A 12451-nucleotide genomic window follows, 5' to 3' on the forward strand; every position below is an offset into this window, starting at 1 on the left:
CTGGGCCAGTACAAAAACGCGTTTCCGCAGCGTGCTGACCTGCGCGCCGACCGGGGTGCCCGCCAGGACACCCCGGAGGGTTCGCGTGGCGTTCACTCGCCGTGTTCCCCACGTGGCGCGGAGCCCCGTGTACGCCCCCGCTCGTGGCCCCTCGCACATGGACCCCGGGGACCGGGGCCGCCCGACCTAGACTCGACACGTGTACGACTTTGCTCCTCTGGCCCGCTTCGGCGGCCTCGTCGCGACCGATCTCCGGGATGTCACCCATGACCCCGAGGCACTGGACTCCGCCGGCTTCTGGGCCGTCTGTGCGGACTTCGAGGGCCGTCTGACCTGCGCGCGCTTCGGCGACGTGCGGCGCGACCCGGTGCCCACGCCCGCGCCGGGAGCCTGGCGGGGCCCCGGGGCGGGTGACTGGACGTCCTCGCTCGACCGCGCCGCGTACATCGCGGGCGTCCGGCGCGTGCGCGAGCACATCGCGCGCGGCGAGGTCTACCAGGCGAATCTCTGCCGGGTGATGAGCGCGCCGCTGCCGGACCCGGCCGCCGCCGACGTGGACGCCCTGACCGCGCTGCTCGCCCGGGGCAACCCCGCTCCCTACGCCGGAACGATTCGGCTGCCCGCGCACGGCGTGGAGATCGCCACGGCCTCGCCCGAGCTCTACCTCGGCCGCGAAGGGACCCTGATCACCTCGGGCCCCATCAAGGGCACCGGCCGCACCGTCGACGACCTCCTCCCCAAGGACCACGCCGAGAACGTGATGATCGTCGACCTGGTCCGCAACGACCTGGGACGCGTCAGCGAGACCGGAACCGTCGCCGTCCCCGCCCTCTGCGCGGTCGAGGAGCACCCCGGCCTCGTCCACCTCGTCTCCACCGTCACCGGCGTCCTGCGCGAGGACGCGGGCTGGCCCGAGCTCCTCGACGCCACCTTCCCGCCCGGTTCCGTCACCGGCGCGCCCAAGTCCAGCGCCCTGCGGATCATCGAGGCCCTGGAGACCGCACCCCGGGGGCCGTACTGCGGAGGCATCGGCTGGGTCGACGCCGACGCGGGCACCGCCCAGCTGGCCGTCGGCATACGCACCTTCTGGATCGACCGTGCCGAGGGCGTGCTCCGCTTCGGCACCGGCGCCGGGATCACCTGGGGCTCGGACCCGGAGCGCGAGTGGGAGGAGACCGAGCTGAAGGCCGCCAGGCTGGTCGCGATAGCGTCGGGCGCCTACGATTCAGGCGCCTACGAGGCGAGCGGAAAGGCCATCTCTCGATGAAACTCTGGGTCAACGGCGGGCTGCACGACGCGGAGACCGCCCGGGTCTCCGTGCTGGACCACGGTCTCACCGTCGGCGACGGCGTCTTCGAGACGGTCAAGGCCGTACGTGGCGAAACGTTTGCTCTCACCCTCCACCTGGAGCGCCTCACCCGCTCCGCGCGCGGCCTCGGCCTGCCCGACCCGGACCTCGACGAGGTCCGCCACGCCTGCGCCGCCGTCCTCGCCGCCAACCCGATGGAGCTCGGCCGGCTGCGGATCACGTACACCGGCGGTCTCTCGCCGCTCGGCTCGGAGCGCGGCGACGCCGGCACCAGCCTCGTCGTCGGACTCGGCGAGAGCAGCCGCCGCGCCGACTCCACCGCGGTGATCACCGTGCCCTGGACCCGGAACGAGCGCAGCGCCCTCGCCGGCCTGAAGACCACCTCGTACGCGGAGAACGTCGTCGCCCTCGCCAGGGCGCGCGAGCGGGGGGCCTCCGAGGCACTCTTCGCCAACACCGTGGGGCAGCTCTGCGAGGGCACCGGCTCCAACGTCTTCGTCGTGCTCGACGGCACGATCCACACGCCGCCCGTCTCCTCCGGCTGCCTCGCGGGCATCACCCGCGCCCTCGCCGTGGAGTGGACCGGCGCCCAGGAGACCGACCTGCCGCTGGACGTGCTGGAGAGCGCCGACGAGATCTTCCTGACCTCGACCCTCCGCGACGTCCAGGCCGTGCACCGTGTCGACGGGCGTGAGCTCGGCGGCACCTCCGGGCCGGTCACCGCCAAGGCCATGCGGATCTTCGACGAGCGCGCGGCCAGGGACCGGGACCCGCGCCTCGCGTGAGTCCGCGTACGTAAATCCGGATGACGGACGGCCCCGGGGTGGGTAGAACACCCATGATGACCACCACCCTGCGGCCGGCCGGGCCGCTTCAGCAGACGCCCGACGGCGGCCGTTCCCGTACCTACGACGTGTGCGTGAACAGCCGCCGCGTCGGCGCGGTCCACCTCTCCACGGATCCCGCCTTCGGCGCCGCCTCGGGCGTGATCGAGGGACTCCGGGTCGACGAGCCGGACCGGCGGCGGGGCCGGGGCACGGTCGCCGCGCTCGCCTCCGAGGAGGTGCTGCGGAGCTGGGGCTGCGCCGAGGTGCAGATATCGGTGCCCGCCGACGCGGAGGCGGCGCTGCGGATGGCCCGCTCGCTCGGTTACTCCGAGCGCAGCCGGAACATGGTCAAGGAACTGGCCGCCGAGCCGCCGGCCCTGCCGGAGGGCGTCGAGGTCCGGCCCATGACCGGGAGCGAGTTCGCCGAGTGGGAGGTGCGGGCCAAGGAGGGCTTCGCGCAGAGCTGGATCGACCGCGGCGTCCCCGAGGAGCAGGCGCGGGCCAAGGCGGACGACAGCCATCGCCGGTACCTCCCGCAGGGTCTGTCCACCCCCGGCGTCGCGATTCACGTGGTCGTCCGGGACGGGCGGCCCGCCGGCTTCCTGTGGACCGGCCGCATCGAGCTCGAGCCGGGACGGTGGGCCGCTTTCGTGTACGACATCGAGGTCGCGGAGGAGCAGCGCGGGCGCGGCTACGGCCGGGCCCTCATGCTGCTCGCCGAGCGGGTCGCGCGCGAGACCGGGGAGGAACTGCTCGGACTCCACGTCTTCGCGGGCAACACCCCGGCCATCCGGCTCTACGAGTCCCTGGGGTACCGCACGACGTACGTGAACAGCGCCAAGCAGCTGCTCTAGGGACGCCCGGTCAGGGTGCTCAGCCCTTCAGGAGGCGTTCGGCGATCTCCTCGACGCGGTGCCGCAGGCCCTCCTGGCTCTGGCCGCCGTCGAGGCGCTCGCCGCCGATCACATAGGTCGGGGTGCCGGTGACCTTGATCGCCTTGCCCTCGGCCTCGTCCGCGTCGACGGTCAGCAGGTGCCGGCCGTCGATCAGTGCGGTGTCGAACTCCTCGGCTTCCAGGCCCAGTTCGGCCGCCACCTCCAGGAGCACCGGCTCGCCCCGGTCGCCCAGCTCGGCGGTCCTGGCCAGCAGCGCCTCCACGTAGGGCCAGCCCTTGCCCTGCTCGAAGGCCTCCTCGGCGGCCTGGGCGGCGGCGTACGCGTGCTTGTGCTTCGCCAGCGGGAAGTGGCGCAGCTGTACGTCGAGGCGGTCGCCGTAGGTCTCGCGCAGGGCGCGGACGTCGTCGAGGGCCGCGAAGCAGTCGGGGCACTGGAGGTCGAACCAGGCCTCCAGGACGACGGGGGAGGCGGGTGCGGTGGTGGAGTCGTTCATGGCAGCAGTCTCCCTCACCGGGCCCTGAGGAGGAGATCCGGCCGGGACGACCCGGAGATCACCCTGAGAACGGCGCCGGCACATGGCCCCGGGCGCCCTCGGCGGTGCAGGATGGAAGGGACGTATCACCCGGACCTGGAGGATCGCATGCTCGCCGAGACCATCTGCTCCGCGGCGGCCGTGGCGGGCCTGGGCATCGCCGGGATCACGGCGTACCGGAAGCGCTTCCTGGCCGCCGCCCGGATAGCCGCCTACTCGCTGGTGCCGCTGGGCCTCGTCATGACCGGCGCCGTGGAATGGATCGCCGGTACGGCCTTCAGCCCGGTGGCCTGGGCCGGGTTCGGTGTGCTCGGCGGCGCCTGGCTGCTCTTCTCGTCCACCCGGGCCGTCGAGCGGCGCCGGGGCGGCCGCAAGGAGACCACCGGGGGAGCGGAGCCGCGGGCCGTGGCCCCGGCCGCGTCCTCGCCCTCGCGCGCCGCGGCACCGAAGCCGAAGGCCGGCCAGTCCACCGGTGAGGACTTCAGCGACATCGAGGCGATTCTGAAGAAGCACGGAATCTGATCACTTCTGGCGGTTCCCGTTCCCGTGATCCACGGGAAGGGGTGAACACCCCCTGCCATGAGGCGTGTTGCGGGATTTCCCGGGCGGATCGTGCGTCATCATCCCCCCGAGATGCTGGATACCTCGCGGGAACCCGTCCCCGCCGCCCCCGATGCCGCCGGCCCCGTCGATCTGCCCGCGATGCCGGCGCTACCCGCGCTGCCTGCGCTACCCGCGGAGGAAGCGCGCGGCTGTCTGTTCGCGCTCTCCCAGCCGCCGTTGATGATCTTCCTCGCGGTGATCGGCTGTCTGCTGCTGACGGCCGCCGTGCACGATCTCTTCGTGCTGTGACCGTGCGCGCGGTCACTCCTCGCGCGGCCTGCGGGCCGGCTCGTCAGCCCGCCGCTTCCTTGCGGCGCGCCCGGTACGCGGCCACGTGCAGCCGGTTGCCGCAGGTGCGGCTGTCGCAGTAGCGGCGCGAGCGGTTGCGGGACAGGTCGACGAAGGCCCGGCCGCAGTCCGGCGCCTCGCAGCGCCGCAGCCGCTCCTGCTCGCCCGCCACCACGATGAACGCGAGGGCCATGCCGCAGTCGGCGCCGAGGTGGTCCGCCACCGAGGCGCCCGGCGCGAAGTAGTGGACGTGCAGGTCGTAGCCGTCGTGGTCGGTGAGCTGCGGGGTCGTGCCCGCCGCCGCCACCAGCTGGTTGATCAGCGGGGCCGCGATCCGGGGTTCGGGGGCCGAGAAGACCGCCGTGAACTTCTCGCGGACCTCGCGCACGGCCCGCAGGTCGTCGGGTCCGAGCTCGCCCACATCGCTGATCTTGTGCGCGTGCACGAAGGCCCGCAGTCCGTCGAGGTCCGCGAGCTCGTCGGGACGGTCGCCCTGGGGGGCCGTGTTCATCAGATCGACGACGGTGTCGAGGGCGATCCGGGTGTCGTGGGGGATCAGCACGATTCGCTCCCTGGCCGGCCGCGGGCGGGCGCCCGCGGAATGGCGCTGACTCTAGCGCGGCCGGGAACGGGACAACGGCGCCCACCACCGCGCCGGCTGCGCGGTGGTGAACGCCGTCGTCGTGCCTATGTGGCTGCCCGCGCGGCGCCGTCGCCCCGAGTCGGACGGCGCCGTGCGGCTCTCGGCCTGGCTCAGCTGTCCGCCAGGATGTGGGAGAGCTCCGTATCGAGATCGAAGTGCCGGTGCTCGGTGCCCGGTGGCACGGCGGCGTCGGTCCGCTTCAGGAACGACTCCAGGGCCCTCGCCGGGGCCTCGAGCAGGGCTTCTCCCTCGGGGGAGCTCAACGCGATGCAGACGACTCCCTGGCCGTGACTACGGGATGGCCAGACGCGGACGTCGCCCGTGCCGGTGGGCCGGTGCAGCCCCTCGGCGAGAAGGTCGCGGGCGAAGACCCACTCGACCGTCTCCTCGGCTCCGGTGTGGAAGGTGGCGTGCACGGCATAGGGATCGGCCGTGTCATACCGCAGGCCCGCGGGTACAGGCAGTGAGGACTCGCTCGACACAACGAGGCGCAGGTGCAGCTCGCAGCTGACCGTGGTGTTCATAAGCGCCAGGGCCTTTCGCTCAGTGTGCGCTCGGGGATTCGCACGTCGGCGAAATCGACATGCCACCTCCGGTGCCGTTGTAAACCCCTCTGTCGGTTTTGTGATCGTTCAGGTAGCTCGAACGGCGGTGTGTAACTTCGGGTAATACCGCCATCCCGGTAGGCCTCCCGCATCCGGTAGGTTAGGGGGTATGAATGCGGAGAGTGACGAGCGCACAGGGGATTCCGCAGCCGGCCAGGAAGCCGAATTGGGATCCCGCGCACCGGAGTTCATCAAGTCCCGACGGACCCTGCACCTGAGCTGGCAGGTCGGCGTCTTCGTCGTCGGACTGGCCGTGGTCGGCGCCGGCATCGTGATGCTGCCGCTGCCGGGACCCGGCTGGCTGGTCATCTTCGGCGGCATGGCGATCTGGGCGACCGAGTTCGTCTGGGCGCAGCTCGTGCTCCGCTGGACCAAGCGCAAGGTCACCGAGGCCGCCCAGCGGGCCCTCGATCCCAAGGTCCGCCGCAGGAACATCATCCTCACCACCATCGGTCTGGTGATCGTCGCCGCCCTGCTCGGCGTCTACCTCTGGCAGTACGGCTTCGTCATGCCGTGGAAGATCGACCGGTGACCGGCCGATGGTTCGGGACCCCCGCTGACATGGGGTAATGTTTGCGGTGCGCCCGGGCGATTAGCTCAGTGGGAGAGCACTTCGTTCACACCGAAGGGGTCACTGGTTCGAACCCAGTATCGCCCACCACCCGGCACGAAGGCCCGGAGACGGAACACCGTCTCCGGGCCTTCGGCGTTTCACCGCATCCGACCCAGCCGCTCACGGAGCCGCCGGGCGTCCCGCAGCCGCTGCTCGTAGGTGGCGCCCACCGCGAGCAGCAGCAGCCCGGCGAGGGCCGGCGGCAGCCAGCGGGGCAGTGCGTCCACGACCTGCACGACGTACGGGGCCAGCTCGTGCAGCCCGTCCAGGGCCAGAGCCCCGCCGCCGAGCACGAGCAGCGCCTGCAGACGGAACCTCGCGCCCAGCAGCGTCACGACGAGCGCCGCGACCCCCAGGAGCAGCGGGCGCATCCAGTCCGGGTCCACCCAGGCGGCGACGAGGCTCGGAAGCAGCGTCGCGGCGAGACCGGGGCCGTACGCCGACCAGGACGAGGCCTCCCGGTCCCGGCGGCGCCGCAGGAACCCGACGACCAGGGCCGGCACCGTCACCGGCAGCGTGTACGCCTCCGGGGCCGTCACGTCCGAGACCGCGAGCCGGACCCAGGTGGCGAGCAGGAAGAGGACCGCCGCCGTCCACGAGGCGAACCGCCGCCGCTCCGGCCGGACCGCCGTCGCCGCGGCGATCACGCCGCCGAGGGCCAGGACGAGCGCCAGGAACGCGGGCCGGGACGCGGCGACCCCCAGGGCGAGCAGCCCCACAGAGGCGCCGGTGATCTCGACGGCCAGGGCCGTGGGTCCCGTACGCGTCCGGGCGCCCACGGCAGCGGTGGCCGCGGGGACCAGGAGGAGCGCCACGGCCGTCCAGTGGTCCTCGAACCCGGCGGCGGCCGCCACCGCGAGGACGAGCCCCGTCGCCGTGAGGACGGCGACGCAGGCGGAGACCACCCGGCGCGCACCCTCCCCGAGCAGGGCGACGCCCGTGAAGAGCCCGAGCAGCACACCCAGCGAGGCGAAGGTCGCCCCGCGGACGTCCAGGGCGAGCGCGACCGCGCTCACGGAGGACGCGAGCCCGCCGGCGTAGGCGCACCAGCCGAGCGCGGTGCCGGGCTCCAGGACGGCCGTTCGTGTCGGGGGCCGCAGGGGTGCCCAGCCGGCCCAGGGGTTCCCGGTGCCGGGGAGCGGCGGCAGGACGGGGCCGGCGGGCTGCCCGGCCGCCGTGTCCGTCGCGCCGCCTCGCTTCAGCCCGCGCGCCAGTGGGCCGGGGCGGACGGCGAGCCAGAGGGCGCCGGCGGTGGTCAGGAGCCGGAGGGCGAGCGTCGCCGCGTACGGCAGGTCCAGGGAGACCGGCAGGGCCGTGAGCAGCGCCCAGACCGCCGCGAGCGCGCCGCAGCGGGCCCAGAGCCGGGGGACGGCCGCGAGTGCGGCGGTGGCCACCAGGAGAACCAGGGCGGCGGTCGCCGGGTACGAGGTCAGGGCCCGCTCGGCGTGCTCGCCGGACCACACCTCCGTCGTCCGGGCCACCGGCCCCAGGAGGCCCATGGCGGCGGGCGGCAGCGCCCACAGGCCGCCCAGCGCCACGACCCCGGCACCGGAGAACGCCAGCCCCTGCCGCACGCCACGAGGCAGCCGCGCGGTCCCGGCAGCCGGGCTCGTGGCGGTTGCCGGGACCGAAGCGTCCCGCGTGCTCTCCGTGTGCCACAGCCACGCCAGGGCGAGGCCGCAGAGGACGTAGCCCGGGACCGTCCAGTCCGAGGGGAGCGCCGCGCGGAGGAGGCCGCCGAGGGCCGCCGTCACCGACAGGCCTGCGAGCGCCGAGGCCGCCGCCGCGAGCTCGGGCCGCCGCCAGGCCGCGTACAGCGTCAGAGCCGCGCCCGCCAGGAGCAGCGGCGCGCCGCTCCACGGGGCGGTCAGGGAGAGCCAGCCGCCCGTCAGGAGCGCCCACCCGCCCAGTGCCGTCGCCCCGGTGGCCGCCGTGATCCGGACCGATGCCGGACGCGTCCACAGCACCGCCGCCATGTCCGCCGCGGCCGTGACCAGCGCCGCCCAGGCGAAGGCCGTCGGGCCGCTCCCGGCCGCGAGCGCGCCGAGCGGCAGCGGCAGCTGGGCCGCGACCACGGCCGCCGGCAGCGGGATCCGCAGCCGGGGGAGCAGCGAGCCGTACGCCGTCCACGCGCCCGCGAGGACCGCGCACGCCACTGCCGTGTAGCCCAGGCCGTCCGTCCCCGCCAGCGCCACCCGGTGCAGCGCGTACGCGTCGAGGACCATCAGGACGAGGCCCAGCGCCGCCACCGACTCGGCCGTCGAGACCAGGCCCTTCCGCAGCAGCGCGACCGGCGCCGCCAGGGCGGCCGAGGTCACCACGAGCAGCACCGCCGCGCGGCCGCCGATCCCCATCGAGCCCCAGCTCACCAGCGTGAAGGCGACCGCGGCGATCGTCAGGAGCGTCCCGCCGAGCGTCAGCAGCACGTTCTGCGCGCTGCGGGGGGTCGAGTCCGCGACGGCCCTGGTCCCCGGCGGCGGTGTCATCGCCCGGACCGGCGGGTACAGCGCTCGGATCAGCCAGGCCCGGCGGGCCAGCAACTCGGTCCGGCGCGCGTCGAGTCGCGCCAGCTCGCGGTCGACGAGCACGAGCTCGTCCGCGGGCGGCAGGGGAGTGTTCATACCGGGAGTGTGGCCCCGGCCACACGCGACGGGAATGCGTCGCCGTACTCAGATCCCGGCCTGAGTACCCCAGACTGGGCGCATGGACTGGTGCCGGTACCGCTTCCGGAGTGTCTGGCGGCTCGCCGCCCCGCCCGACGCCGTCTACGCCGTGCTCGAACGCGCCGAGGAGTACCCCCGCTGGTGGCCCCAGGTCCGCGAGGTCGCCCCCCTCGACGACACCACCGGCACCGTCCGCTTCCGCTCTCTCCTCCCGTACGAACTCGTCGTCACGGCCCGCGCCCTGCGGGGCGACCCCGTCGCCCGGATCCTGGAGGTCGGCCTCGGCGGGGACCTGGAGGGGTGGGTCCGCTGGACCCTCACGCCGGAAGGGACGGGCACCCGCGCGGTGTACGAGCAGGAGGTGGAGGTCCGCGCCCGGCTCCTGCGGGCGCTCGCCGTCCCCGGCCGGCCCGTCTTCCTGGCCAATCACGCGCTGATGATGCGCGGGGGGCGGCGGGGACTCGCGGCCCACCTGCGAGCGGTTTGAAGGAACCCCTCGCGGGCCTGTATGGTTCAACCCGTTCCCGGGCGATTAGCTCAGCGGGAGAGCACTTCGTTCACACCGAAGGGGTCACTGGTTCGATCCCAGTATCGCCCACCGGGAAAGGCCGGTCCGTCGAAAGACGGACCGGCTTTTGTCATGCGGTCGCACTCCGGCCTGCCGGCCTCATCCCTCAGGCCGCCGTGCGCAGTTCCGGTCGCAGCGGCCACGCCGGGTCCACCGTCTCCGGCGTCCCCTGCCGCGTGAACCACGCCTGGAGGCCGCGCGCCTGGGCCGCGTGCCACACCGCCTGGAGCGTGTGCAGCTCCGCCGGGGACAGCCGCTCCAGCCGGGACGAGAAGCGCCGGGCCACCGCCCGTACGAGCTCCAGCGCCGCCGCCGCGTCCGCCGCCGCGTCGTGCGCCCCCGCCAACTCCACCTCGTAGTGCGCGCAGAGGTCGGTGAGCGTGCGGCGGCCCTTGCGGTAGCGGTCCAAGTGCTTGTCCAGGACCCGCGGGTCGAGCACGCAGAGCGAGGTGTTCGCCAGATAGGTGCCGAGCGAGGACGCCCGGTGCCGCCGCAGCTCGCGGTCCAGGATCGTCAGATCGAACGGCGCGTTCATCACCACCAGCGGGCGTCCCGCCGCAGTCTGTTCTGCCAGCGCGCGCGCCAGCTCCTCCATCACCGGAGCCGGCCACCGGCCGTACCGCTGGAGGTGATCGTCCGTCAGGCCGTGCACCGCGGTGGCCTCGGCGGGCACGGGTATGCCCGGATTCACCAGCCAGCGCGTCACCCGCGGCCGCGCCCCGGCCGTGTCCTGTACGACCAGGGCGGCCGAGACGATCCGGTCCCCCTCGACGTCAACTCCCGTGGTCTCTGTGTCGAAAGCGGCCAGGGGCCCTTCGTACCAGTGCGTCGTCATCCCCGAACTCCTCGCACACGTGCGGCAGATGGCCAACCCCCTGCCCCGAAACGGTGATACCCGCACTGTTTGCGCCGTACGCGGACCGGTCACAACAGAGGGGACGGGGAAGGAAAAACGACATGGCGCTCGCCCAGCCCGAGTCGGGAGGGCTGCCGCCCCAGGGGCTGGCACCGACGCGCGGCTCACTCGCCACCACCGCATGCATGGAGACCCTTCAGGTGGGATACCTGCACGCCGTCGCCGCCGCGGCCGGCTGCTCGCTGTCCCAGCCCTTTCCGGACAACGGCATCGACTGGCACGTGAGCCACGGTTCGCCCGGACACACCGTCGACGACGAAGTCACCATCAAGGTGCAGCTCAAGTGCACCTACCAGATCCCTCCCCGCCCGCCGGGAAGCACGTTCTCCTTCACCCTCGACAACGACCACCTGGTGAAACTCGCCCGGACGCCCGTGTCCGTGCACAAGATCCTGGTCGTGATGCTCGTCCCGAGGGCCCAGGAGGACTGGCTGAGGGCGAGCCACGACCGGCTCGATCTGCGGCACTGCTGCTACTGGACCAACCTGGCCGGACACCCGGTCACGGGACGCCGCCGGACCACCGTGCGCATCCCGACGGCACGGATCTTCGACGACCGGGCGCTCTGCGAGATCATGACCCGGGTCGGCGTGGGAGGGAGACCTTGATGCACCGGTCCGCAGACGAACCAGGATTCGGGGAGGGGGACGGGGCCGGGCGCGGCCCCGTCCCCGTTCCGCCGCCCTACCGCCCCCACCCGGCGCCCGGCGACACCCCCGGCCACTGGACCGGGATCCCCGCCCCGCCCGCCGGGCCCTGGGCCGACGCCCACGGCGCACCCGACCCCGGCCGGGTCGACCCGCGCGTCCTCGGCGCCCTCCTCGCCCGCCACGGCTGGCGACGGCGCGGCGGTGCCGCCGGGCGCTACAGCCGCTGGACCCCGCCCGGCGGACCCGGCGGCGGCACGGGAAGCGGCGGCACGAGCCTGCTCGTCCCGGAGAGCCGGGCCTTCCCGGACTGCGAGGACCTGCTCGGCGAGGCGCTCGCCGCCCTCGCCCACAGCGGCACGCCCTCCGCGCGCGAGGTCCTCACCGGCCTCTCCGTCCCCAGCGACGAGATCCGCTGGTGGCGCGACGTCCCACCGGGCCCGGCCGGCACGGTCCCCTGGACGGTGCAGGAACAGCTCAGGTCGGCGGCCCGCCAGCTGCTCCTCGCGGGCGCCCTCGCCGTGCGCGGCCGGGCCGGCTACCACGGCGCCCGCCACCGCCGGCCGGCCCAGGCCTCCCTGGAGACGGTCGTCGTGGGCGCCGCCCCCGGCGGGCGCGGCCTGACCGCCTTCCTGCCCGTCCAGCCGGGCCGCCCGATCGCCGTCCGGCTCTACCACGCGCTCTACGCGGCCCGGGAGGCCACCGACTACCAGCGGGCCACCGGCGGCATGGAGGCCTTCGACGCCGCCGTCGAGGCCGGCGTCAGCCGCGAACTCACCGAGGCCCTCATCGCCCTGGTCCGGGGCACCGAGGGCGCCAGGGTCGCCCTCGAATGGGCCCCGGCCGCCGGAGCGCCCGAGGGGTGCGCGGCCCGCCCCGAACCCGTCGAGTTCTCGCCCGGCGACCTGCCCGCCCTGCGGGAGGCGAGCGCCCGCTATCTGACCGACGAGCCCTCCGTGCCGGTACGCATCACCGGGGCCGTCGTCCGCATGCGCCGCTCGGGGGCGCGCGGCGACGGCACCGTCCGGCTGCGCGTGCTCGGCGGGGCGGAGGTCCCGCACGTCCGCGTCACCCTCGGCGAGGAGGCGTACCGCACCGCCGTCCACGCCCATCTCGTCGGGCTGCCCATCCGGGTCGTGGGCCGCCTGGAGAGCCGGGGCGGCTTCCGGCGGCTGACCGACGCCGCCGAGGTCGTCCCCGTCCAGGTCGACGAGGCGGAGCGGGACCGGCTGATGAAGTCGCTCCACGAGAACCTCGACTTCTTCGAGGAGGCCTGCGGCCCGGACGAGGAGTGAGGGGCGGGGCGCCGGGCGCGGACCGGTGGCCCGGGGCACGGGGAGT

The 12451-nt window shown here is 74.0% G+C and carries 14 protein-coding genes and 2 tRNA genes; 11 read left to right on the forward strand and 5 right to left on the reverse strand.

The window, feature by feature from the left end; genetic code table 11:
- Positions 1–199: 199 nt before the first annotated feature.
- Genes DEJ46_RS32330 through DEJ46_RS32340 form a run of 3 tightly spaced genes read left to right on the forward strand, consistent with a single transcriptional unit; the run spans position 200 to position 2990 of the window.
- Positions 200–1267, forward strand: coding sequence for a chorismate-binding protein (locus DEJ46_RS32330; protein ID WP_150272037.1), 1068 nt, complete (start codon positions 200–202; stop codon positions 1265–1267).
- The gene (locus DEJ46_RS32335) at positions 1264–2094 is read left to right on the forward strand and encodes an aminotransferase class IV (protein WP_150272039.1); all 831 of its coding nucleotides are present in this window, start codon (positions 1264–1266) and stop codon (positions 2092–2094) included. The genes DEJ46_RS32330 and DEJ46_RS32335 overlap by 4 nt, the downstream gene beginning before the upstream one ends.
- 56 nt (positions 2095–2150) lie before the next feature.
- Positions 2151–2990 (forward strand): GNAT family N-acetyltransferase, encoded by an 840-nt coding sequence (locus tag DEJ46_RS32340; RefSeq protein ID WP_150274964.1) that lies wholly within the window; start codon positions 2151–2153, stop codon positions 2988–2990.
- 19 nt (positions 2991–3009) lie between these two features.
- Here DEJ46_RS32340 and DEJ46_RS32345 read toward each other — a convergent pair whose 3' ends face one another.
- Complete coding sequence (locus tag DEJ46_RS32345; protein ID WP_150272041.1) at positions 3010–3525, reverse strand: DsbA family protein; 516 nt, start codon at positions 3523–3525, stop codon at positions 3010–3012.
- Between the two features lie 147 nt (positions 3526–3672).
- Here DEJ46_RS32345 and DEJ46_RS32350 point away from each other — a divergent pair, with 147 nt between their 5' ends.
- A complete protein-coding gene (locus tag DEJ46_RS32350; RefSeq protein WP_150272043.1) occupies positions 3673–4086 on the forward strand; it encodes a hypothetical protein in 414 nt (137 codons plus the stop codon).
- Between the two features lie 111 nt (positions 4087–4197).
- Positions 4198–4416, forward strand: a complete 219-nt coding sequence (locus tag DEJ46_RS32355; protein WP_150274966.1) for a hypothetical protein — start codon at positions 4198–4200, stop codon at positions 4414–4416.
- Positions 4417–4459: 43 nt separating this feature from the next.
- Here the strand turns inward: DEJ46_RS32355 and DEJ46_RS32360 are convergent, their stop codons facing one another.
- Entirely contained in the window at positions 4460–5017 is a 558-nt protein-coding gene (locus DEJ46_RS32360; protein WP_150272044.1) for a CGNR zinc finger domain-containing protein, read from the reverse strand.
- 191 nt (positions 5018–5208) lie between these two features.
- Entirely contained in the window at positions 5209–5622 is a 414-nt protein-coding gene (locus DEJ46_RS32365; RefSeq protein WP_015032345.1) for an SsgA family sporulation/cell division regulator, read from the reverse strand.
- 190 nt (positions 5623–5812) lie between these two features.
- On the opposite strand from DEJ46_RS32365, the gene DEJ46_RS32370 reads away from it, so the two are divergent.
- Both DEJ46_RS32370 and DEJ46_RS32375 read left to right on the forward strand, forming a co-directional pair.
- On the forward strand, positions 5813–6235 hold the full coding sequence (locus tag DEJ46_RS32370) for a TIGR02611 family protein (RefSeq protein ID WP_055644529.1): 423 nt from the start codon (positions 5813–5815) through the stop codon (positions 6233–6235).
- A 54-nt stretch (positions 6236–6289) separates the two neighbouring features.
- Positions 6290–6364 (forward strand) — tRNA-Val (locus DEJ46_RS32375).
- A 50-nt stretch (positions 6365–6414) separates the two neighbouring features.
- On the opposite strand, the gene DEJ46_RS32380 is transcribed toward DEJ46_RS32375, so the two are convergent.
- Positions 6415–8937, reverse strand: a complete 2523-nt coding sequence (locus tag DEJ46_RS32380; protein ID WP_150272046.1) for an SCO7613 C-terminal domain-containing membrane protein — start codon at positions 8935–8937, stop codon at positions 6415–6417.
- 82 nt (positions 8938–9019) lie between these two features.
- On the opposite strand from DEJ46_RS32380, the gene DEJ46_RS32385 reads away from it, so the two are divergent.
- Positions 9020–9466, forward strand: coding sequence for an SRPBCC family protein (locus DEJ46_RS32385; RefSeq protein WP_150272048.1), 447 nt, complete (start codon positions 9020–9022; stop codon positions 9464–9466).
- A gap of 39 nt (positions 9467–9505) precedes the next feature.
- Positions 9506–9577: transfer RNA gene (locus DEJ46_RS32390), tRNA-Val, on the forward strand.
- A gap of 76 nt (positions 9578–9653) precedes the next feature.
- Here DEJ46_RS32390 and DEJ46_RS32395 read toward each other — a convergent pair.
- Entirely contained in the window at positions 9654–10382 is a 729-nt protein-coding gene (locus tag DEJ46_RS32395; RefSeq protein ID WP_150272050.1) for a 3'-5' exonuclease, read from the reverse strand.
- 122 nt (positions 10383–10504) lie between these two features.
- On the opposite strand from DEJ46_RS32395, the gene DEJ46_RS32400 reads away from it, so the two are divergent.
- Both DEJ46_RS32400 and DEJ46_RS32405 read left to right on the forward strand, forming a co-directional pair.
- Positions 10505–11071, forward strand: a complete 567-nt coding sequence (locus tag DEJ46_RS32400) for a DUF4365 domain-containing protein (protein ID WP_150272052.1) — start codon at positions 10505–10507, stop codon at positions 11069–11071.
- Positions 11071–12405, forward strand: a complete 1335-nt coding sequence (locus DEJ46_RS32405) for a hypothetical protein (RefSeq protein ID WP_150272054.1) — start codon at positions 11071–11073, stop codon at positions 12403–12405. The genes DEJ46_RS32400 and DEJ46_RS32405 overlap by 1 nt, the downstream gene beginning before the upstream one ends.
- Positions 12406–12451 lie beyond the last annotated feature (46 nt).

It is taken from the genome of Streptomyces venezuelae (assembly GCF_008642375.1).
Classification (GTDB): domain Bacteria; phylum Actinomycetota; class Actinomycetes; order Streptomycetales; family Streptomycetaceae; genus Streptomyces; species Streptomyces venezuelae_G.